Raw genomic sequence first — 20,412 nt, 5'->3', positions numbered from 1 at the left:
CATGGCGCACGCATCGTTCGACGCGGCGCGCGTGCGCGAGGACTTCCCGCTGCTCGCGCGCCGCGTCCGCGACGACAAGCCGCTGGTCTACCTCGACTCCGGTGCGACGTCGCAGAGCCCCGAGTCGGTCATCACCGCCGAGGGCGACTTCTACCGCACCGTGAACGCTGCGGTGCACCGAGGAGCCCACCAGCTCTCCGAGGAAGCCACCGACGCCTACGAAGGCGCGCGCGAGACCATCGCCCGTTTCATCGGTGGGCGAGCCGACGACATCGTGTTCACCAAGAACGCCACCGAGGCTCTCAACCTCGTCGCGTACGCCTTCAGCAACGCCGGCGCGCCCGGCGCGATGGACGGCGTCGACGAGGCGATCGCCTCGAAGTTCGCGCTGGGCCCCGGTGACGAGATCGTCGTCACGGCGATGGAGCACCACGCGAACCTCGTGCCGTGGCAGGAACTCGCACGTCGTACCGGCGCCACGTTCCGTTGGATCGAGATCACCGACGACGGTTTCGTCGACCTCGATTCGGCGCGTGAGGTCATCACCGAGCGGGCCAAGGTCGTCGCCTTCACCCACGTCTCCAACGTGCTGGGCACGATCAACCCCGTCAATGACCTCGCAACGATCGCTCGCGAGGCCGGGGCACTCGTCGTTCTCGACGCGTGCCAGTCGGTGCCGCACATGCCCGTCGACGTGGCACAGCTCGATGTCGACTTCCTTGCCTTCTCCGGCCACAAGATGCTCGGTCCCACCGGCATCGGTGTGCTGTGGGGCAAACACGAACTCCTCGAGGCGATGCCTCCGTTCCTCACCGGCGGATCGATGATCGAGATCGTGAAGCTCGAAGGCACGACGTTCGCGCCCCCGCCCCAGCGCTTCGAGGCGGGCACCCCGAACGCCGCTCAGGCCGTCGGTCTCGGCGCCGCGTGCGACTACCTCGAGGCGCTCGGCATGGACAACGTGCTGCGTCACGAGCAGGATCTGATCCAACTCACGCTCGACGGCCTCGCCGAGCGTCCCTGGGTCAGCGTGCTCGGCCCCCAGGACGCAGGTGCCCGACTCGGTGCGGTCGCGTTCGTCGTCGACGGGGTGCACCCGCACGACGTCGGGCAGATTCTCGACGACGCCGGTGTTGCCATTCGTACCGGTCACCACTGCGCGTGGCCGTTGCACCGACGTCTTCGCGCCGTGGCGAGCAGCCGTGTCAGTTTCAACGTCTACTCCACGGCCGACGACGTCGAGGCGTTCCTCACGGCGCTCGACCGGGTGCCGAACATCTTCGGTCTGGAGGTCTGAGATGGATCTGTACCAGGAGCTCATTCTCGAGCACTCCAAGCGCCCGCAGCACGCGGGCCTGCGCGAGCCGTTCGGCGCCGAGAGCCACCACGTCAACACCTCCTGCGGTGACGAGATCACCCTGCGTGTCGACGTCGAAGGCGAGGGCGACGACGCCGTCATCAAGGACGTCAGCTACGACTCGATCGGTTGCTCGATCTCCGTGGCGTCGGCGTCAATGCTCGCCGAGAACCTCATCGGGCTCACGCTGCGTGAAGCCCAGGAGGTCTTCGGTGCCACCCGCACGATGCTCACGAGCAAGGGCCAGGCTGCCGGTGACGAGGAAGTCATCGGCGACGCCATCGCCCTCGCCGGAGTCTCGAAGTACCCCGCGCGCGTCAAGTGCGCCCTGCTGTCGTGGTCCGCACTGCAGGACTCGCTCGGCAAACTCGGTCTCGATCTGACCGGGGGCGCCGCATCCACCACGGAGGAGACCAAGGCATGACCGACAACGAGATCACGGCCGACGTGACCGCCAACGAGGCCGAGGCGCCCGAGCGCGCCCAGGCGCAGGGAGTCAGCGACTCCGGCGTCGAGGTCGAGGAGGTCAAGGAGGCCCTGCGTGACGTCGTCGACCCCGAGCTCGGCATCAACGTCGTCGACCTCGGTCTCGTCTACGGCATCACCGTCGACGAGAGCAAGCACGCCGTCATCGACATGACGCTGACGTCTGCGGCCTGCCCGCTCACGGACGTCATCGAGGAGCAGGTCGCCACGTCCCTGCTCGATGTCGTCACGGGCCACACGCTCAACTGGGTGTGGATGCCGCCGTGGGGTCCGGACAAGATCACCGACGACGGCCGCGAGCAACTTCGCGCGCTCGGCTTCAACGTCTGACAAGAGGTGGGCGAAAGCGGCTCCGGTCCACCTGAGTCGCGTCGACCCTGACGACGAAGGCCCTCACCATTGTGGTGAGGGCCTTCGTCGTGTCGTTGGCTCGCGGGACGTCCGCGAGAAAACGCAACCCGTGTGAGAAGCCGGTCGATTGCCCACAGCGCAGAGACGCGAAACGCCCCTCGTCCCGGAGGACGAGGGGCCGTTTCGAAACGTCGCAGAGGCTCGCGGATCAGACGCGACCGAAGCGGTAGCTGGCACCGGCGCGCGAGAGCGACACGCGCGTACCCGGACGCATAGCGTGCCACACCATGCCGTTACCGGCGTAGATACCCGTGTGGTAGGCGTAACCACCAGAGGTGAGGAACGCCAGGTCGCCCGGACGGGCGTACGCGCGGGAAACGCGGTAGGAGGAGCGGTACTGCTGGTTGGCCGTACGCGGCAGGTAGCGGCCGACCTGGCGGTAGGACCAGCTCGTCAGACCCGAGCAGTCGAAGCGCCATGGGCCGGAAGCGCCGTACACGTAGGGCGCACCACGACGGCTCGAAGCCTTGGCCACGGCGCGGCGCGCGGACGCGGCCGTGACGGCGCTGGCGTTCGAGGCGCTGGCAACCGAGACGGCGCCGAGAGCGGAGGAGGCCAGAGCCGTGCCGACGGCAACCTTGGAGGTGTTGGCCATGAAGGAGCGGCGGGACATGTTCTTCATGTCGAGTCATTTCCAGGAGCGCTTACGAGGCATGACCTGTCGGGTTCGAGATCCTAGATTCTCGGCCCACCGAAGTGAGCTTTACCCCAAGAACCACCGAAGTGGCCCGGATGCTGGGTGCACCGTTCCCGTCGCTCCGCATCATGCGAAGTGATACCTGGCCTTCGTGACGGGACTCAGCGACGAAGCAGGGCCGCACCGTTTCGGTGCGACCCTGCAAGGTTACAGACTGATCACGAGCGACACAAATCGAGCTCTCGTCAACTTGTCAGGAAAACCACATCCTCGCGGTTTTCCGGCGTTTCTCAGCCCAGATCCTGCGCGTTGAACGTGTCGCAGGAGTTGAGTTCACCGCTCTGGAAACCGGTGAGGAACCACTTCTGACGCTGCTGCGATGAACCGTGCGTCCACGACTCCGGCGTCACCCGGCCCTGAGCCTTCTGCTGGATGCGGTCGTCACCGACCGCGGATGCGGCGGACAGCGCCGACTTGATGTCGGACTCGGTCACGGGCTTGAGGAGGGTGTTGCCGTTCTTGTCCTTGGCCTCGGTGGCGTGGTTGACCCAGATGCCGGCGTAGCAGTCGGCCTGCAGCTCGAGGCGGACCGATCCGGACTCCGGCCCCTTCGGGTCCTGCTGGGCGCGACCCAGGGCGCCGAGAAGGTCCTGGATGTGGTGGCCGTACTCGTGCGCGACGACGTACATCTGAGCGAGGTTGCCGCCGTCGGCGCCGTAGGTGCTCGACAGCTCCTGGAAGAAGCTCGTGTCGATGTAGACCTTCCGGTCGTTCGGGCAGTAGAACGGCCCCATCTGCGAGCTCGCGGTGCCGCAACCGGAGGACGTCTGGCCGCTGTAGAGCTTGGTGGGCGCGTACTCGTACTCGGTGCGACCGCCGGTGAAGTCCGGGAGCGCCTGGTCCCAGTAGGCCTGAACGGCATTGACCGTTCCGATCACGCGGCAGGTGTCGTCCTCGTTGGCGTCAGCACCCGTCTTGCAAGCCTGGATCTGCTGGGAGACCCGGTCGTTCGAGCCGGAGACGTCCTGCGTGTCCTGGCTGTACTGGTTGATGCCGCTCGCGCCGCCGGGGTAGCTGCTCCCGCCACCGCTGCCGGTGATGTCGATGCCGAAGAACGCGAAGATGAGCATGAGGATGAGACCGCCGATACCGCCGACGGCCGTACCTCCGCCCATCCCGCCGGGGCCACCGCCGAAGCCTCCGGAACCACCGGATTCGACCTGCGACGTGTCCAGCTGCGCGTTGTCGTTGAACGTCAAGAGAACCTCCGTTGTGAAGGCGGACGGCGTCGTCCACCCCGATTCATCTCTCGTAGACTACTGGGGCTTCACGCGCCTCGCCGTATGTCACGCGAGCCGAGCGCTCCCGTCCGGCGTGTCGGAGCCGTACACCCCTTCACCGTTCTCTCGAGGAGCCCTGCCCTGTGATCACCGCCGAAGGCATCGAACTGCGCGCCGGCTCGCGCATCCTGCTCGAGAGCGCCACGTTCCGGGTGGCCGCCGGTGACCGTGTCGGACTCGTCGGGCGCAACGGTGCCGGTAAGACCACCCTGACGAAGGTGCTCGCCGGTGAGGGTCTGCCCGCTGCCGGCAAGGTGGTCAGCTCCGGGGCAGTGGGATACCTGCCGCAGGATCCCCGCACCGGTGACCTCGATGTCCTCGCGCGCGACCGTATCCTGTCGGCGCGCGGCCTCGACGCCATCGTCGCCGACCTGCGCAAGGCCGAAGCATCCATGGCCAGTGAGAACGACGACGTCCGCGAACGGGCTATGCGTCGCTACAGCCGTCTCGATGCCGAGTTCGACGCCCAGGGCGGGTACGCCGCCGAGTCGGAGGCGTCGTCGATCGCCTCGAGCCTCGGGCTCGAACAGCGCATCCTCGAGCAGCCCCTGCGCACGCTGTCCGGTGGTCAGCGTCGCCGGATCGAATTGGCACGCATCCTCTTTTCGGGCGCTCAGACCCTGCTTCTCGACGAACCGACCAACCACCTCGATGCCGATTCCATCATCTGGCTGCGCGATTACCTCAAGAGCTACCGAGGTGGGCTCATCGTCATCAGTCACGACGTCGAACTGCTCGACGCCGTCGTGACGAAGGTGTTCCACCTCGACGCCAACCGGGCCGAGATCGACCAGTACAACGTCGGGTGGAAGGCCTACCTCCAGGCCCGCGAACTCGACGAGAAGCGTCGCAAGCGCGAGCGACTCAACGCCGAGAAGAAGGCCGGCGTCCTGCTGGCCCAGGCCGACAAGATGCGGGCGAAGGCGACGAAGGCCGTGGCGGCCCAGAACATGGCGCGGCGCGCCGAGAAGATGCTCGCCGGCATCGAGGGCGAACGCGTGCAGGACAAGGTCGCCAAGCTGCGCTTCCCGAAGCCTGCGCCGTGCGGCAAGACGCCGCTCATGGCGGAGGGACTCTCGCGCTCCTACGGTTCGCTCGAGATCTTCACCGATGTCGACCTCGCCATCGACCGTGGCTCGAAGGTCGTCGTCCTCGGACTCAACGGTGCCGGTAAGACGACGCTCCTGAGGATGCTCGCGGGCGTCGATGCACCGGATACGGGCCGCATCCTGCCTGGCCACGGACTCAAGATCGGTTACTACGCCCAGGAGCACGAGAACCTCGACGTCGATCGCAGCGTCCTGGAGAACATGAAGTCAGCAGCGCCCGAGCTCGGGGAGACCGAGGTCCGCAAGGTGCTCGGCTCGTTCCTCTTCTCCGGTGACGACGTCGACAAGCCCGCCGGCGTTCTCTCCGGTGGCGAGAAGACAAGACTCTCGCTGGCGCTGCTCGTCGTCTCGAGCGCCAACGTGCTGCTGCTCGACGAACCGACGAACAACCTCGACCCGGCCAGCCGCGAGGAGATCCTCGGGGCGCTCAACAACTACGAGGGCGCGGTCGTCCTCGTCAGCCACGACCACGGAGCCGTGGAAGCACTCAATCCGGAGCGCATCCTCCTCCTGCCGGACGGCGTCGAGGACCTGTGGGGCCCGGACTATGCCGACCTCGTCTCGCTGGCCTGACCCAGGAGACGGCCCTCCGGCCGCGGTCCACACCACCGCAGGCGCTACACAACGGTCTCGCCGCCGACGTCATCGTGCAGGGACGTCGGCGGCGAGGCCGTTGCGGTTCAGAGGTTCACAGGGCGCGCAGGAAACCGCCGTCGACGGGGATGGCGATACCCGAGAGGTAGGACGCGGCCGGACTGGTGACGAAGGCCGCCACCCGACCGAACTCCTCCGGCGTGCCGTAGCGACCCAGCGGAATCGCGCCCTCGTTCTTCGCACGCGTGGCCTCGGCGTCACGGCTGCCTGCGTCGAGCGAACGGACACGGTCGGTGTCGATACGCCCCGGGAGCAGGACGTTGACGCGGCCACCGCGCGGGCCGTATTCGTCAGCCAGCGTCTTCGCAGCCATGGCGAGGCCGGGACGCAGACCATTGGAGATGGCGAGCCCCGGAATCGGCGACTTCACCGAGGACGACAGCACCATCGTCACGGCCATCTGAGCCTCCGGCTCGAAGGGTTCGTCGAGCACCGCGCGTGCCATGCGCAGACCGCCGAGGAACACGCTGTCGAAGGCTGCGCGCCACTGCTCCTCGGTCGTGTCACCGAGCTTGCCCGCGGGCGGTCCACCCACGGAGACGACGGCGCCGTCGAGGCGGCCGAAGCTCTCCTTGGCCACGGCGATGAGGCGAGCGGGGGTCTGCGGGTCGGCGAGGTCAGCCGCGACCGCGCGCACGTTCGCGCCGGTCGGGAGCTGCTCGGCCGCCGCGTCGATCCGCTCCTGATCGCGTGAGGCGATGACGAGGTCAGCGCCGTCCGCCGCGAGCACCTTCGCCGTCGCGAGGCCCAGGCCGCCGGAGGCGCCGGTGACGATGTACGTCCGTCCGTTCAGTCCACAGTCCATGGCTTCATCCTGTCACTCGTCCTCTTCGTCCCAGATCCGCTGCTTGCGCTTCTTCTCGCGCTTCGGACGCGCGGCAGTCGCGCCCTTCTGTGCCTGCACCTCGCCGGCGGACGCGGGATCGGCCGTCTCGAGGCCGTCGAGGTACTCACGCCGGGCGCGCATCAGGACGAAGGCGTATCCGGCGACGATGCCGAGCCACCACTGGATGGCGTAGCTCAGATTGATGCCGGCCGCCATGCCCTGCGACGGCCGCTCCAGGGCCTGCGGTCGCGGGGGAGTCGTCCCGTCGGGCATCGCCTCGGTGCGCATGCGGACGTAGCCGTCGACGAGTTGCTCACCCGTGGCCTTCTCGGCGTCGGCCGTCGAGATCGAGGAGAGCTGGCCTTCGACGGGGGGCCGGCCGAGGCTCTTCTCGCTCGGCCGCACCCAACCGGTCACCGTCACCTGGCCACGCGGCGACGCGGGAACAGAACTCGGCTTCGCCGCGCTCGAGCCGTTGGTCACCCACCCGCGGTCGACGAGCACTTTGATGCCGTCGACGGCGAAGATGTCCACGGTCTCGTAGCCGAAGTCACCGCCGGGGCCCGGCCGGTTGCGCACCATGCGGACGTCACCGAGATAGGTGCCGGTTCCGCGAACCTGCTTCCACTCGTCATCCTTGGCGGGTGCCCTGCCGTCCTCGAGAACGTCACCGAACGGGACAGGCCGGGCGTCGTAGTTCGTGTCGATCCGCTCCTGGATCGTCGATTTCTCCTGCCAGCGATTCCACTGCCAGCGCCCTGCAACGAGGCAGATCGTGGCCCACAGCGTCGCGACGAGCAACCACGTGAGCCAGCGTTTGGTGGAGAGCAGTCGAAGCACCCCACCAGCCTAGTAGGGCTGTTCGCCGCCCTGACGCCGGGCATCAGGGACGAGCAGGTTCCCGGGAGGCGCCTCAGCCGTCGTTCGGATCGAGTGCGTCAGGCCGGACACTGTCCCGGTAGAAGCCGCGCAGAGACAGGAAGTCGCGCAGCGTCACCTCGTGCTCGTCGCACGCGAGCCAGACCTTGCGTCGTTGCGCGTCGTGCAGCTTCGGGTTGTTCCACCGCAGAGCCCAGGTCGCGTGGCGTCGGCACCCCTTCGCGCTGCAGATCAGCTCGGCGGGGTCATCGAGAAGAGCGGTCCGCAGATCCATGGATCTCCTTGTGAGGCACCGGAGGGGGAGTGACGGCACCCATGCGGTCGATGCGCCGCTTGCCCGTCGCGTTGGCGTACACGACGGCCACGTACGGCAATACGGCAGCGAGAACGAAGCACACGACACTGAGCGGGCGGCTGACCTGCCAGGTGGCGACGGCCGCGATGAAGCAGACCGTCCGGATGGCCATCGAGATGAGGTAGCCACGCATTCTGCGGTTCTGGTCGTCCTCGGCCGACTCGGGCAGGCTCGTCGCCGAGAGGCGGGGCTGTTCGCCCTTGCCCGTCCGCGAGGAAGCTGCTCGTGCCATGGCTCCAGCCTACGACTCACCACGATTCGTCCCAATTGGAGTACCCGGGGGTAGTGGATACGTTGCTGAACAAGGTTGATTTCCGGCGCGCCCGCGCCCGACCACACGACATGCTGCGAACGAAGGACAGGGTGGATGACGAGCCGCAACGTACTGGTGACCGGAGGCAACCGAGGTATCGGTCTGGCCATCGCCGAGAGGTTCCGTGACCAGGGGGACGCCGTCATCATCCTTTCGCGCGCCGGTGAGGACGTCGCGGGCATGCCCGCGGTTGCGGGCGACGTCAGCGACTCCGACTCGGTGAAGAAGGCGTTCAAGGAGGCCGAGGAGAAGCTCGGCGGCCCCATGGACGTCGTCGTCGCGAACGCCGGAATCACCGACGACGGTTTGCTCATGCGCATGAGCGACGAGTCGTTCGACCGTGTCATCGACACCAACCTCGCCGGCGCGTTCCGCTGCGCCCGCGCCGCGACGACCGGCATGATCCGCTGCAAGGGCGGGCGCCTCATCTTCGTCTCGAGCGTCGTGGGACTCCACGGGTCTCCGGGCCAGGCCAATTATGCGGCGAGCAAGGCCGGTCTCGTCGGTCTCGCCCGCTCCGTTGCTCGCGAACTCGGGGGCCGTGGCATCACGGCCAACGTCGTCGCGCCCGGCTTCATCGAGACCGAAATGACGTCCTCGCTGCCGGAGGACCGGCAGAAGGCCTACAAGGACGCCATCCCCGCCGGGCGCTTCGCCCGCCCCGATGAGGTGGCAGCCGCCGTCACGTTCCTCGCCTCGCCGGAGGCCGCCTACATCAACGGTGCTGTCGTACCCGTCGACGGCGGCCTCGGCATGGGCCACTGACCACTGACCCAGCCCGCATCCTCCACTCCGCTCCGCCCCGCACGAAAGGCACCACCATGGGTCTGCTCGAAGGTAAGAAGCTCCTCGTCACCGGCGTCCTCATGGACTCCTCGATCGCTTTTCACGTGGCGCGCCTGGCCCAGGAGGAGGGCGCCGAGGTCGTTCTCACGAGCTTCGGCCGCACGATGAAGATCACGCAGACGATCAGCCGTCGGCTGCCCAAGCCCGTCGAGGTGGTCGAACTGGACGTGACGAACACCGAGCACCTCGAGACCCTCGCCGAGCGCCTCGAGCCGATCATCGGTTCGCTCGACGGCGTCGTGCACTCGATCGGCTTCGCACCGCAGGGCGCGTTCACCTTCATGGACGCCACGTGGGAGGACGTCTCGACGGCACTGCACGCCTCGGCGTATTCCCTCAAAGCCCTCGCGAAGGCTGCCGAGCCCCTCATGAAGGACGGCGGCGCCGTTGTCGGGCTGACGTTCGACGCGAAGTTCGCCTGGCCCGTCTACGACTGGATGGGCGTGGCCAAGGCTGCGTTCGAATCGACGAACCGCTACCTCGCGCGTGACCTCGGCCCGCAGGGGATCCGCTGCAACCTCGTCGCCGCCGGCCCGATCCGCACCACGGCGGCCAAGTCGATCCCGGGTTTCGAGCAGTTCGAGGAGACCTGGAACAACCGTGCTCCGCTGGGTTGGGACGTCTCCGACGCGGTGCCCGCCGCGCGCGCCTGCGCGGCACTGCTGTCCGACTGGTTCCCGGCGACGACGGGCGAGATCGTCCACGTCGACGGCGGCGTTCACGCGATGGGTCAGTAGGCGTCCAGCCCGTGTCGGGCGGATGCAGGTGAAGCACACCCGTTCTAGGGTGAACCTCATGACTGCAGACGGCACGCAGGCCGCAGGTGTCCGCCTGCTCGGCAACCGCGTTCTCGAGGGCCCGAACCTCTACTTCCCGCGCCCCGCGATCAAGACGACGATCGACGTCTCGGGGTGGCTGAGCAGTGAACCGGACCAGCTGAGCGAAGCGTTCGCCCTGCTTCGCGCGCGCCGCCCGCGACTCGGCGACGAGGGTTCTGCCGTCCGCGACCGCGCCGTCATGCGCCTCGTCGAGGTCGTCACGCGTCGTGTTGCCGCTGCGAGCGGCACGGGTCAGCTCGGTGTCCGGGTTCGCCACGGCGAGGAACCCTCGGAGTACGTCGTGGCCTTCCCGTGGAAGCACCTCGAACGCGGCCGCGCGTTGGGCCGCGCCGTGGCTGCGGCTCTCGCCGATCTGCTCGACCCGGTGTCCTCCTCCGACGCCGTTCGACGTGCCGCCGACGCGGTTCTCGCCTCCGAACCGGGCCCCGCCGGAACCATGTCCAAGCCGAAGGTTCCGGTCATCTCGATCACCGGAACGAACGGCAAGACGACGACCACGCGCCTCGTCTCGCACATCTCGATGACCGCGGGGCGCAAGACGGCGTGGAGCTCCACCGACGGTGTGCTCGTCATGGGCGAACACGTCGAGAGGGGTGACTACTCGGGACCGTCGGGAGCTCGCACCGTGCTCGCCACCCCCGGCCTCGAGGTCGCCGTCCTCGAAACCGCGCGAGGCGGCTTGCTCAACCGCGGAATGGGTGTGCCGTACAACGACGTCAGCGTCGTGACGAACGTGTCGCCCGACCACCTCGGTACGGGCGGCATCGACACCGTCGACCAGCTCGCCGAGGTCAAGGCCATCATCACCAAGGTCACCCGACCGAGCGGTTGGTGCGTGCTCAACGGTGACGACCCCCGTGTCTGGGCGATGCGGGTCGGTACGCCCGCGCAGATCATCACCTTCACACTCGACCCGGAAGCGCCCTGCATCCGTGAGGCACGGGCCGCACACGGCAAGGCGTTCACCGTCATCGACAACGACATCGTGTGTATCGACGACTCGGGCGTGGACTCTCTCGTCTCCCTCGACGACGTGCCCATGACGATGGCCGGGCTTTCCGCCCACAACATCGCGAACGCTCTCGCCGGGGCGGCCGGTGCCCTGGCGCTCGGACTTCCGCGCAGCGCCGTCGTCGAGGGGCTACGCACGTTCTCCCCGGACGCGAACCTCAACCCGGGCCGCATGAACGTCTACACCGTGCCCAAGCCGAGCAGCCCCGACGAGTCGATCACCGTCATCATCGACATGGCCCACAACGAGGGAGGTTTGGAGGCGCTCCTCGCCGTCGGTCGTGGACTCGTCGCGCCCGGGGGGCGACTCCTGCTCGGCCTCGGAACCGGCGGGGACCGCAGCGACGAGATCCTCGCCAACCTCGGCGAGCTCGCGGGCCGTGGAGCAGATCTCGTCCACGTGGTGCACAAGGAGCACTACCTTCGCGGTCGCTCGATGGAGAACCTCGAAAGCCACTTCCGTGACGGTCTCGCGCGCGTCGGGGTGAGCCCGGAGGCGAGCCACCGCACCGAACTCGACGGCGTGCAGAGCCTCCTCGACGCGGCACACGGGGGCGACGTCGTGGCGGTCATGACCCACAGCCACCAGGCGGACATCCACTCCTGGTTGACCGAGACGGGCGCGTCGATGGACGACGCGCGAACCATCGCCCGCAAGGCACGCACCGCTCGCGGTGTACCGAACGAGGAGATCGAGAGCACCGGCTTGCCCGACGACGTTCAGGGCCACATCGGTGACGCCGTCGCGTCATTGCGTCGGGTGACCGCCTCCGGCCACGCACCCGCAGCACTCGTCGACGCTCTCGACCTGCTCACCTCACTGCCGCACCGCGAGTCCTGACACGCTCGCCAATCCGGCCTCGTCCCGACGACCAGTTGGCCCCTTCCCACCGCACCGATGGGGAGGGGCCAACGCGTTCGTTCCTCAGCCCTGAGTGTCAGCCGGGTTCGGAGTGACCGCCTCGGCCGCGGCGTCGTCCTCCTCGGCGCTGGCGAACCGCTCGTCCGGGCTGAAGTCGGGGTCGCCCGGCTGTTCCTCGTGGGTGTGCGCGCCCGGCGTCGCGAGGTGGGTGCGCTTCTCGACCGTGGCCATGACCCGGGCGTGCTTGTCGGCGCAGATGACGATGACGTCGTTGGGCCGCGCCTGATCGAGTGCCTTTGTCGTCGCCTCGAGCTCGTCGAGGACGGTGACGATCTTCGTCGCGCGGCCGCCGTCGGCAGCCACGGCTCGCGCACCCTCCTCGATGATCCTGGCCGCTTCGCCGACCTCGCGGCGGCGCAGGTTCTCGTCCTCACGGATGATGACGGTGTCGAACCACTTGGCCGCCAGTTCACCCATCTCACGGATGTCCTGGTCACGACGGTCGCCGGCAGCTCCGACGACGACGGTACGGCGCACCCTCTGGGCACGGTTCTTTCCCGCGACATATCGGTCGACGAACTCGCCGAGCAGGTCGAGGCCCGCCGGGTTGTGGCAGTAGTCGACGAACACCTCGGCGTGATCGACCTCGATGCGGTTGAGGCGACCGGGGGAGAGGTAGTAGCTCGTCGTGAAGGTGCGCAGGCCCTGACGGATGTCGTGCAGCGGCACACCGGCGGCGAAGGCCGCTCCCGCCGCGGCGAGCGAGTTTGCGACGTTCATGCGTGCGGCGCCGTTGAACGTGCTCGGCAGCAGGTGGGTCCAGGCGAGCTGCATCGAACGGCGGCCCTGCTTGAGGACGATCATCTCGCCCTTCTCCGTCGGCTCGAGGACGACGGCGCGGTCACCGCGAATGCAGCGCTCGTCGATGAACTGCCTGACGCGGCTGTCCGGGGCGTCCATCGAGAACCACACGATGGTTCCACGGCACACGTGGCGCATACGGCGCACGTACGGGTCGTCGGCGTTGAGGACGGCGAAACCGTCACGCGGTACGGCCTCGACGACGACCTGCTTGACGTCCGCGAGGTCCTTGAGGGACTTCACACCGCGCATGCCGAGGTGGTCGTTCTGGATGTTCGTGACGACGGCGATGTCGTTACGGTCGTAGCCCAGGCCCTCGCGCAGGATGCCGCCGCGGGCGACTTCGAGAATCGCGAAGTCGACTCGCGGGTTCTGAAGCACCATCTTGGCCGACTTGGGGCCTGACGCGTCACGGGTGATGAGCAGACGCTCGTCGACGATGATGCCGTCGGTCGAGGTCATGCCGACCTTCTTGCCGAGGCCCTTCATGACGTGCGCGAGCATGCGCGACGTCGTCGTCTTGCCGTTGGTACCCGTCACCGCGACGATCGGCACACGTGACGGCGTGCCGGGCGGGAAGAGCAGGTCGACGACCGGCTTGGCGATGAACTGCGGTTCCCCGACCGTCGGGTGGGTGTGCATGCGGAACCCGGGAGCGGCATTGACCTCGCAAATCGCGCCGCCGGATTCACGCACCGGCACCGTGATGTCGGGGCAGATGAAGTCGATGCCGGCGACGTCGAGCCCGATGAGGCGCGCGGCCTCCTCGGCGATCTCCACGTTGTCGGGGTGGGCATCCATGGTGCGGTCGATGGAGATACCACCGGTCGACATGTTGCCGGTGAGGGCAAGCTTCACCATGACGCCGGCCTCAGGCACGGCGTCCATCGCGTAGCCCTGTTCCTCGACGAGTTCGCGGGCGGCGTCGTCGACCTTGATGCGTGTGAGCACCTTCTCGTGACCGTATCCACGACGCGGGTCGGCGTTCGTGATGTCGACGAGTTCGGCCACCGTGTGTTCGCCGTCGCCCATGACGTGGGCGGGCACGCGCTCGGCGATGGCCGCCATCCGGCCGTCGATGATGAGGCAGCGGTAGTCCTTGCCCGTGACGAAGGACTCGACCTGCAGCACGCCGCGGCGCGACTGTGCCAATGCGATCGGGTAGGCCTCGCGGACGTCGTCCTCGTTCTGCAGGTTGAGGCAGACACCACGGCCGTGATTGCCGTCGAGCGGCTTGACGACGACCGGGAAGCCGATCTCCTTGGCCGCCTCGACGGTGCCCTCCATCGTGCGCACGACGTCGGACTTCGGCACCGGTAGACCGGCCGACCCGAGCAGCTTCACCGTGAGGTTCTTGTCGCCCGCGATGTCCACCGCGAGCGCGGGGGTGCGCGACGTCATCGTGGCGCGGATGCGCTGGGCGTGGACGCCTTGACCGAGTTGGACGAGCGAGGCGCCGTTGAGACGGGTCCACGGAATGTCGCGGGACACAGCCTCTTCGATGATGGCCTGCGTCGAGGGCCCGAACGCCTTGCGCTGCACGAGGTTGTGGAACCGCTCGAGCTCCGCCTCGACGTCGAACTCGGGGTTGTTCTGCACGAGGTGATTGACGATGTTGACCGCCAGTTCGCCGGCTGCGAGACCGACGCTCTCGTCGAGGAAGGCGAAGATGACGTTGTACCAGCCCTCTCGGTCCTCGACACCACGCGTCTTGCCTCGACGGACGTCGTGACCGGCCTCCTGCTGCAGCTGCAGCGCGAGGTGCTCGGCCACGTGACCGAGCCAGGTACCCTCGTGGAGGCGCTCGATGAAGCCGCCCTCACGCCCGCGCGAGCACGAGTGTCGCTGCAGGCCGGGGAAGAGCTCGACGAGAGCCTCGGTGAAACCGGGCAGCGCGTGCGTCGGGTAGTACTCGAGCACGCCCAGATCGAGCACGAGGTGAATCGCCGGCTCGTAGGACCACACGTTGGGGCCGCGGTAGACACGCGTGCTTCGGATGCGCAGGCTCGGCTCGATGGGCCCGGGAGCTTGCGGGATCTCGACGACGGTCATGGAGTTCTCCCTCGTGGAAGGCACAGCGTCTCAGTGACGCAGTGCGGCTGCGGCCGTGGCGGTGTCGTGCTGATCCTTCGCGGCCGTGACGGCCACGTCGGCGTTCTGCTCGACGAAATCCGTCAAGGTCGCTGTGGCCAGGTCGAACGTCGCTCCGTACGGCAGCGAGTGAACGACCGCTCCCGTGACGAGCAAGGGCGCGTCACGGCGGGCTTCATGGGCGTCGGTCTGCGCCCGTCGGGCATCGACGATGAAGACGGCGCCGGATCCGACGATCGTCAACTCGTGCCCGTTCGTGATCTCGGCGGCCGTGTCCTCGTCAATGCCCATTCCGAGCAGGCTGGGAGAACCGGCGACGAGCGAGAGCAGTCGGCCGTAGCGCGAGCGCTGGTCGAAGTGCTGGTCGATGATGACGCCCGGCACGAGGCCGAGACCCTGCGTGAGCTGGCTGGAACGCTGGCGGGGGGTGACGCCCTCCTCGCCCATGGAGATCATGAACTGGCTCATGATCGAGGCACCCGCACTTGTGCCGGCGATGACGGCGCCACGCTCGTAGGCGCGCAGCATGGCGTCGCCGAGCGGGGTGCCGACGATGAGCTGGCTCAGCTTGAGCTGGTTACCACCCGAGATGAAGACGCCTGTGGCGTTGTCGATGCTCTCGACGAGCTCCGGCGACGACGACTCGAGGCGCGTCTGCGGGTCGACGCTCGAGACCTCGGGGCATCCCAAGCGCGAGAACACGGTGGAGTACACCTCGATGACTTCTGACGCCAGCGACGATGCCGTCGGGATGACGACGATGTTCGACTTGCGGCCCCCGGCCAGACGCACGAAGCGGCGCAGGATGGTCACGCGGCCGATCTTGTCCTCGGCCCCACCGATGATGAGCAGGGATCGACGGGGCTCGCTGTTCTCAGGCATGGGGGCTATGTTAGGCGCCCGTTCGGCTCATCGCAGCAGAGTCCACGTCGAGATTGTCTGCTTCTTCGATGTCCTCACGGCTGATGCCGAGCAGGAACAGCACACTGTCCAGGTAAGGCACGTTCACGGCGGCATCGGCCTGAGCCCGCACAACGGGCTTGGCGTTGAACGCAACGCCGAGACCAGCGAGCGCGAGCATGTCGAGGTCGTTGGCTCCGTCACCGATCGCGACGGTGCGTTCCAGGGGGAGACCTTCGTTCTGCGCGAAGTGCGCGAGAGCGCGTGCCTTGCCCTCACGATCGACCACCTCGCCGAGCACACGCCCGGTGAGCTTGCCGTCCGCCACCTCGAGTGTGTTGGCCTGGGCGTACGTGATGCCGAGTTCGTCGGCCAGGGGGCGCACGACCTCGATGAAGCCACCCGAGACGACGCCGACGGTGAAACCGAGACGCTTGAGGGTGCGCACCAGCGTGCGCGCGCCGGGCGTCAGGCGAATCGCGGCGCGGACGTCATCGAGCACCTCGACCGGAAGCCCTTCGAGAACGGCGACACGTGCGTGCAGGGACTCGGCGAAGTCGAGTTCGCCGCGCATGGCCCGCTCGGTCACCTCGGCGACCTCGGCCTCACGGCCTGCGTGGGCCGCGAGCATCTCGATGACCTCGTCCTGGATGAGCGTCGAGTCGACGTCCATGACGACCAGACGCCGCCCTCGCCGCGCCAAACCGGCAGCGGCGACACTCGCGTCACAGCCGCTCTCCGCCGAGACCTCGGCCACGCGGCGTCGCAACTCGACGACCTCGACACCGGACACATCGAGCTCGATGGCCGTCACGGGGGTACGGGCGAGACGACGCACCCGGTCGATGTTTCCGCCGTGGTGAACGACTTCGGCCGAGATCTCGGCCAGTGCCTCGGCCGGCACGGTGTCCGCCAGCAGCGTGACGACGGCGCGCCCGGGCAGGCGGTGCACGTCATCCGCCATACCGGGCGTCAGCGTGAGCGAGAGGCCACGCAGTTCGGCGAGGCGGCGCATCTCGACCTCGAAGTCCTCCGGATGCTGGGAGGAGACGAGGAAGGACAGCGTGATGCTCCCGCCGAGCACGGCCTGCCCGACGTCGATGATCTCGACGCCGAACCGGGTCATCGCATCGGCCAGTTCGTGGAAGAGCCCCGGGAAGTCGGTGCCCTGGAACGTCAGGCCGATGAGGTCGGTACGCGAGTTGTCGTTCGTCACGACCCCATTCATAGCCTGAACCACTCTCGCGTGCATCCGCCGCTCACGACGTGATGACCGTGCTCTTGCCGACGACGACGATGCCCGACTCCGTGACGGTGAACCCGCGAGCACGGTCCTGCTCGTGGTCGAGGCCGATGTGCGTGCCCTCGGGCAGGTGCACGCCCTTGTCGATGATGGCGCGGCGCACGATGCACGAGCGTCCGACCTTGACGCCGTCGAGCAGGATCGAGGAGTCGATGTCGCTGAACGAGCGCACGACGACGTTGGGCGAGAGCATCGAGTGGCTGACCGTCGCGCCGGAGATGATGCAGCCGGGGGAGACGATCGAGTCGACGGCGGTGCCGGTGCGCCCGTGGCTGCCATGGACGAACTTCGCGGGCGGCAGGCTCATGCCGGACGTCGTGTGGATCGGCCAGCGGTCGTTGTAGAGGTTGAAGATCGGGTGGATCGAGACGAGGTCCATGTGGGCGTCGAAGTAGGAGTCGATCGTGCCGACGTCGCGCCAGTACCCGCGGTCGCGATCCTCCGCGCCGGGGATCTCGTTGTCCTTGAAGTCGTAGACGAACGCCTCACCCCGCTCGACGAAGGCGGGGACGATGTCGCCGCCCATGTCGTGCTTGCTGTCCTTCAGGTCGGCATCACGTGTGACCGCCTCGATGAGCGCGTCGGTGGAGAAGACGTAGTTGCCCATCGAGGCGAGCACCTCGTCGGGGCTGTCCGGCAGCCCCTGCGGGTCGGTGGGCTTTTCGAGGAAGGCGCGGATGCGCGCCGGGTTCTGCGGGTCGACGTCGATGACGCCGAACTGGTCGGCGAGCGAGATCGGCTGACGGATCGCGGCGACGCTCGCCTTCGCACCCGAGGCGATGTGCGCATCAACCATGTCGGCGAAGTCCATGCGGTAGACGTGGTCGGCACCGACGACGACGACGTAGTCGGGCTTCTCGTCGTGGATGAGGTTGAGGCTCTGGTAGATCGCGTCGGCCGAACCGAGGTACCAGTTCTTGCCGACACGCTGCTGCGCGGGCACCGGCGTGACATAGTTGCCGAGCAGGGAGCTCATGCGCCACGTCGTGGTGACGTGACGATCGAGGCTGTGCGACTTGTACTGCGTCAGCACGACGATGTGCAGGTAGTTCGAGTTGACGAGGTTGCTCAGCGCGAAGTCGATGAGGCGGTAGATGCCACCGAACGGCACGGCGGGCTTGGCCCGGTCCGCCGTCAGCGGCATGAGACGTTTGCCCTCGCCGCCGGCGAGAACGATGGCTAGGACCTTGGGGCCTCCACGATTTGGCATGCCACTGACGATAGGCGGATCGTGTCTTTCATCACACCCCCGGAGGGGCTACCGTCTTGTCCCGTGAGAGTCGACATCCTGACGAAGGAATACCCGCCCAACATCTACGGCGGCGCCGGGGTCCACGTCGCCGAACTCGTCAAGGCCTTGCGAGCGACAGGCACGCAGACCAAGGTGCGGGCGTTCGGCGAACCGGTGGGGGAGGCCGACACCGACGGATTTCCCGATCTGCCGCAGCTGGCCGAGGCCAACGGCGCGCTCAAGACACTCGGGGTGGACCTCACGATGGTGCCGGCCACCCAAGGTGCCGACATCGTCCACTCGCACACCTGGTACGCCAACTTCGCCGGGCACCTCGCCTTGATGCTCCACGGCGTCCCGCACGTCGTGACGGCGCACAGCCTCGAGCCCATGCGCCCGTGGAAGGCGGAGCAACTCGGTGGTGGCTACGCACTCAGCTCGTTCATCGAGCGCACCGCCTACGAGGGTGCCGCCGCCGTCATCGCGGTTTCCGACGGCATGCGACGCGACGTGCTGCGCAGCTACCCCCAGCTCGACGAGAGCAAGGTCCACGTCGTTCACAACGGCATCGACGCCGACGCCTGGGCGCCGGATCACTCCGAGAAGGCGCTGGAGATCGCGCGCGGCCACGGCGTCGACACCGGCCGCCCGAGCATCGTGTTCGTCGGTCGCATCACCCGGCAGAAGGGCCTGCCGTTCCTCCTGCGCGCCATGCGTGACGTTCCCACCGTCGTGCAGCTCGTACTGTGTGCCGGCGCCCCGGACACCCCCGAGATTCTCGCCGAGGTCGAAGGCCTCATCGCCGAACTGCGTGAGAGCCGTGACGGCGTCGTGTGGATCCCCGACATGCTGCCCCGCCACGAGGTCGTCGCGCTCCTGTCACAGGCCACGTGCTTCGTGTGCCCGTCGGTGTACGAGCCGCTCGGCATCGTCAACCTCGAGGCAATGGCGTGCGAGGCGGCCGTCGTCGGCACGGCCACAGGGGGAATCCCCGAGGTCGTCGTGGACGGCGAGACCGGTTGGCTCGTGCCGATCGAGCAGGTGAACGACGGAACGGGTACGCCCGTCGACCCCGATACGTTCGTCGCCGATCTGGCCTGCGCCCTCACCGAGGCGACCTCCGACGTCGAAGAGGCCCGCCGACGGGGTCGAGCCGGGCGTCAGCGCGCCGTCGAGCACTTCGGGTGGGACGCGATCGCCGAGCGCACCCAGCAGGTCTACGCGACGGTCCTCGAAGGCTCCCGTACGGCCTGATGCGTCATTGCCGGAGACACTCCGCTCTGGGCACACCGCAACGCGCGATCAACGTTGCCCGTCCTCATCGAGGGCGGGCAGCGTCGTGTGCGAGGCCGATGGCAGCCGCCGTCGCGGCCTGTGCGAGAGCGAGTTCGGCCTCGTCGAGCAGGGAGCGCAGCGTGCGCTCGCGCGCTGCGACGCTACCCGCGTCGAGGCCGCCGCTCGTCGTCAGTGCCTCGTCGAGGGCGGCGACGACGAGGCCGGCCGTCGTGATGATGCGCATCGCCCGCGGGTGCAGGCCCGGTGGCAACGCCCAGCGCGCGCCGTCGAGGCGTTCGTCGACGCGCTCGCGGGCCGAGGAGCCGAGGAACGGTGCGATGTGCAGGGATTCGAGCACCCCGACGTGCGCCAGCAACGCCTCGCGGAAGCGTCGGTCGATGTCGGCCAGTGCAAGTGCCTCGAGGCGGTGGATCGGCACCGGGTCGCTGTCGTGCGGTTCGAGCGTGAGCTTGAGGCCCTCGTCACCGGCCGGCCCGTAATACTCCAGCCGCGGCACGAGCACCCCGCCGAGCGACGGCCCGAACAGGCATTCTCCGGCTTCGATCGCAGCCGGAGTCGCGGGTCCGCCGGGCGGCAGCAACCCGCCGTGGACCCCCGGGCGGGGCAGGTCGACGCAGACGATGCGTTCGCCGAGGTCACGCCACAGTTCGAGGCGCGGCAGGCCACCCTCGACGGCGTCGACGTCGGGCAGCGCGGCGCCGATCGCCTCGCTGAGCGGGCGATCGGCGGCGATGGCGTGCGTGGCCCACAGGGCCAGGCGCACGGAGGCAGGCAGTTCGTACACGATCGCCCAGCCTAGTGGCGA

Annotated in this window: 19 protein-coding genes; 8 read left to right on the top strand and 11 right to left on the bottom strand. The window is 67.9% G+C overall.

The genetic code is table 11. The annotated features are described in order from the left end of the window. Position 1 precedes the first annotated feature (1 nt). From D1832_RS02150 to D1832_RS02140, 3 genes are read left to right on the top strand one after another with little or no spacing between them, the layout of a single operon-like run. On the top strand, positions 2-1,297 hold the full coding sequence (locus D1832_RS02150) for a cysteine desulfurase (protein WP_118912415.1): 1,296 nt from the start codon (positions 2-4) through the stop codon (positions 1,295-1,297). A gap of 1 nt (position 1,298) precedes the next feature. Continuing rightward, positions 1,299-1,781, top strand: a complete 483-nt coding sequence (gene sufU, locus D1832_RS02145) for a Fe-S cluster assembly sulfur transfer protein SufU (protein ID WP_047312790.1) — start codon at positions 1,299-1,301, stop codon at positions 1,779-1,781. Further along, a complete protein-coding gene (locus tag D1832_RS02140; RefSeq protein WP_225910765.1) occupies positions 1,778-2,173 on the top strand; it encodes a metal-sulfur cluster assembly factor in 396 nt (131 codons plus the stop codon). Before sufU ends, D1832_RS02140 begins: the two co-directional genes overlap by 4 nt. 229 nt (positions 2,174-2,402) lie before the next feature. Here D1832_RS02140 and D1832_RS02135 read toward each other — a convergent pair whose 3' ends face one another. Together D1832_RS02135 and ypfJ are read right to left on the bottom strand one after the other, a co-directional pair. After that, on the bottom strand, positions 2,403-2,876 hold the full coding sequence (locus D1832_RS02135; RefSeq protein ID WP_052947149.1) for a C40 family peptidase: 474 nt from the start codon (positions 2,874-2,876) through the stop codon (positions 2,403-2,405). 305 nt (positions 2,877-3,181) lie between these two features. Then, the gene (gene ypfJ, locus D1832_RS02130) at positions 3,182-4,150 is read right to left on the bottom strand and encodes a KPN_02809 family neutral zinc metallopeptidase (RefSeq protein ID WP_118912414.1); all 969 of its coding nucleotides are present in this window, start codon (positions 4,148-4,150) and stop codon (positions 3,182-3,184) included. A gap of 164 nt (positions 4,151-4,314) precedes the next feature. Here ypfJ and D1832_RS02125 point away from each other — a divergent pair, with 164 nt between their 5' ends. Then, a complete protein-coding gene (locus tag D1832_RS02125; protein ID WP_118912413.1) occupies positions 4,315-5,913 on the top strand; it encodes an ABC-F family ATP-binding cassette domain-containing protein in 1,599 nt (532 codons plus the stop codon). Between the two features lie 115 nt (positions 5,914-6,028). Here D1832_RS02125 and D1832_RS02120 read toward each other — a convergent pair whose 3' ends face one another. The 4 genes from D1832_RS02120 to D1832_RS02105 form a co-directional block, all read right to left on the bottom strand. Then, positions 6,029-6,799 carry an SDR family oxidoreductase gene (locus D1832_RS02120; protein ID WP_118912412.1) on the bottom strand — a complete coding sequence of 257 codons (771 nt, stop codon included), beginning with the start codon at positions 6,797-6,799 and terminating at the stop codon, positions 6,029-6,031. Between the two features lie 12 nt (positions 6,800-6,811). Continuing rightward, the gene (locus tag D1832_RS02115; protein ID WP_118912411.1) at positions 6,812-7,660 is read right to left on the bottom strand and encodes an SURF1 family cytochrome oxidase biogenesis protein; all 849 of its coding nucleotides are present in this window, start codon (positions 7,658-7,660) and stop codon (positions 6,812-6,814) included. 73 nt (positions 7,661-7,733) lie between these two features. Further along, positions 7,734-7,973: a hypothetical protein gene (locus D1832_RS02110; protein ID WP_118912410.1), complete on the bottom strand. Its 240-nt coding sequence runs from the start codon at positions 7,971-7,973 to the stop codon at positions 7,734-7,736. Beyond that, positions 7,945-8,286: a DUF3099 domain-containing protein gene (locus D1832_RS02105; RefSeq protein WP_118912409.1), complete on the bottom strand. Its 342-nt coding sequence runs from the start codon at positions 8,284-8,286 to the stop codon at positions 7,945-7,947. The genes D1832_RS02110 and D1832_RS02105 overlap by 29 nt, the downstream gene beginning before the upstream one ends. 135 nt (positions 8,287-8,421) lie before the next feature. On the opposite strand from D1832_RS02105, the gene fabG reads away from it, so the two are divergent. From fabG to D1832_RS02090, 3 genes are read left to right on the top strand one after another with little or no spacing between them, the layout of a single operon-like run. Then, positions 8,422-9,132: a 3-oxoacyl-ACP reductase FabG gene (gene fabG / locus D1832_RS02100; RefSeq protein WP_118912408.1), complete on the top strand. Its 711-nt coding sequence runs from the start codon at positions 8,422-8,424 to the stop codon at positions 9,130-9,132. 56 nt (positions 9,133-9,188) lie between these two features. After that, positions 9,189-9,950, top strand: a complete 762-nt coding sequence (gene fabI / locus D1832_RS02095; RefSeq protein WP_118912407.1) for an enoyl-ACP reductase FabI — start codon at positions 9,189-9,191, stop codon at positions 9,948-9,950. 58 nt (positions 9,951-10,008) lie between these two features. Continuing rightward, positions 10,009-11,904, top strand: coding sequence for a Mur ligase family protein (locus tag D1832_RS02090; RefSeq protein WP_241510813.1), 1,896 nt, complete (start codon positions 10,009-10,011; stop codon positions 11,902-11,904). Positions 11,905-11,988: 84 nt separating this feature from the next. Here D1832_RS02090 and cphA read toward each other — a convergent pair whose 3' ends face one another. The 4 genes from cphA to glgC are packed head-to-tail and all read right to left on the bottom strand — an operon-like array spanning position 11,989 to position 18,290. Further along, positions 11,989-14,838 carry a cyanophycin synthetase gene (gene cphA, locus D1832_RS02085; protein ID WP_118912406.1) on the bottom strand — a complete coding sequence of 950 codons (2,850 nt, stop codon included), beginning with the start codon at positions 14,836-14,838 and terminating at the stop codon, positions 11,989-11,991. A 30-nt stretch (positions 14,839-14,868) separates the two neighbouring features. Continuing rightward, positions 14,869-15,759, bottom strand: a complete 891-nt coding sequence (locus tag D1832_RS02080) for a cyanophycinase (RefSeq protein WP_118912405.1) — start codon at positions 15,757-15,759, stop codon at positions 14,869-14,871. Between the two features lie 10 nt (positions 15,760-15,769). Further along, positions 15,770-16,993 (bottom strand): phosphoserine phosphatase SerB, encoded by a 1,224-nt coding sequence (gene serB, locus D1832_RS02075; protein WP_118912404.1) that lies wholly within the window; start codon positions 16,991-16,993, stop codon positions 15,770-15,772. Positions 16,994-17,036: 43 nt separating this feature from the next. After that, complete coding sequence (gene glgC, locus D1832_RS02070; RefSeq protein WP_118912403.1) at positions 17,037-18,290, bottom strand: glucose-1-phosphate adenylyltransferase; 1,254 nt, start codon at positions 18,288-18,290, stop codon at positions 17,037-17,039. Between the two features lie 63 nt (positions 18,291-18,353). On the opposite strand from glgC, the gene glgA reads away from it, so the two are divergent. Further along, complete coding sequence (gene glgA, locus D1832_RS02065; protein ID WP_118912402.1) at positions 18,354-19,565, top strand: glycogen synthase; 1,212 nt, start codon at positions 18,354-18,356, stop codon at positions 19,563-19,565. A gap of 64 nt (positions 19,566-19,629) precedes the next feature. On the opposite strand, the gene D1832_RS02060 is transcribed toward glgA, so the two are convergent. Beyond that, positions 19,630-20,391: a hypothetical protein gene (locus tag D1832_RS02060; RefSeq protein WP_147362591.1), complete on the bottom strand. Its 762-nt coding sequence runs from the start codon at positions 20,389-20,391 to the stop codon at positions 19,630-19,632. Positions 20,392-20,412: the final 21 nt, after the last annotated feature.

Origin of the sequence: Dermacoccus abyssi (assembly GCF_003515945.1) — a bacterium.
Taxonomy (GTDB): Bacteria; Actinomycetota; Actinomycetes; order Actinomycetales; family Dermatophilaceae; genus Dermacoccus; species Dermacoccus abyssi.
The sequence above is the reverse complement of the archived record's forward strand: the minus strand, read 5'-3'. Positions and strand labels throughout refer to the sequence as shown.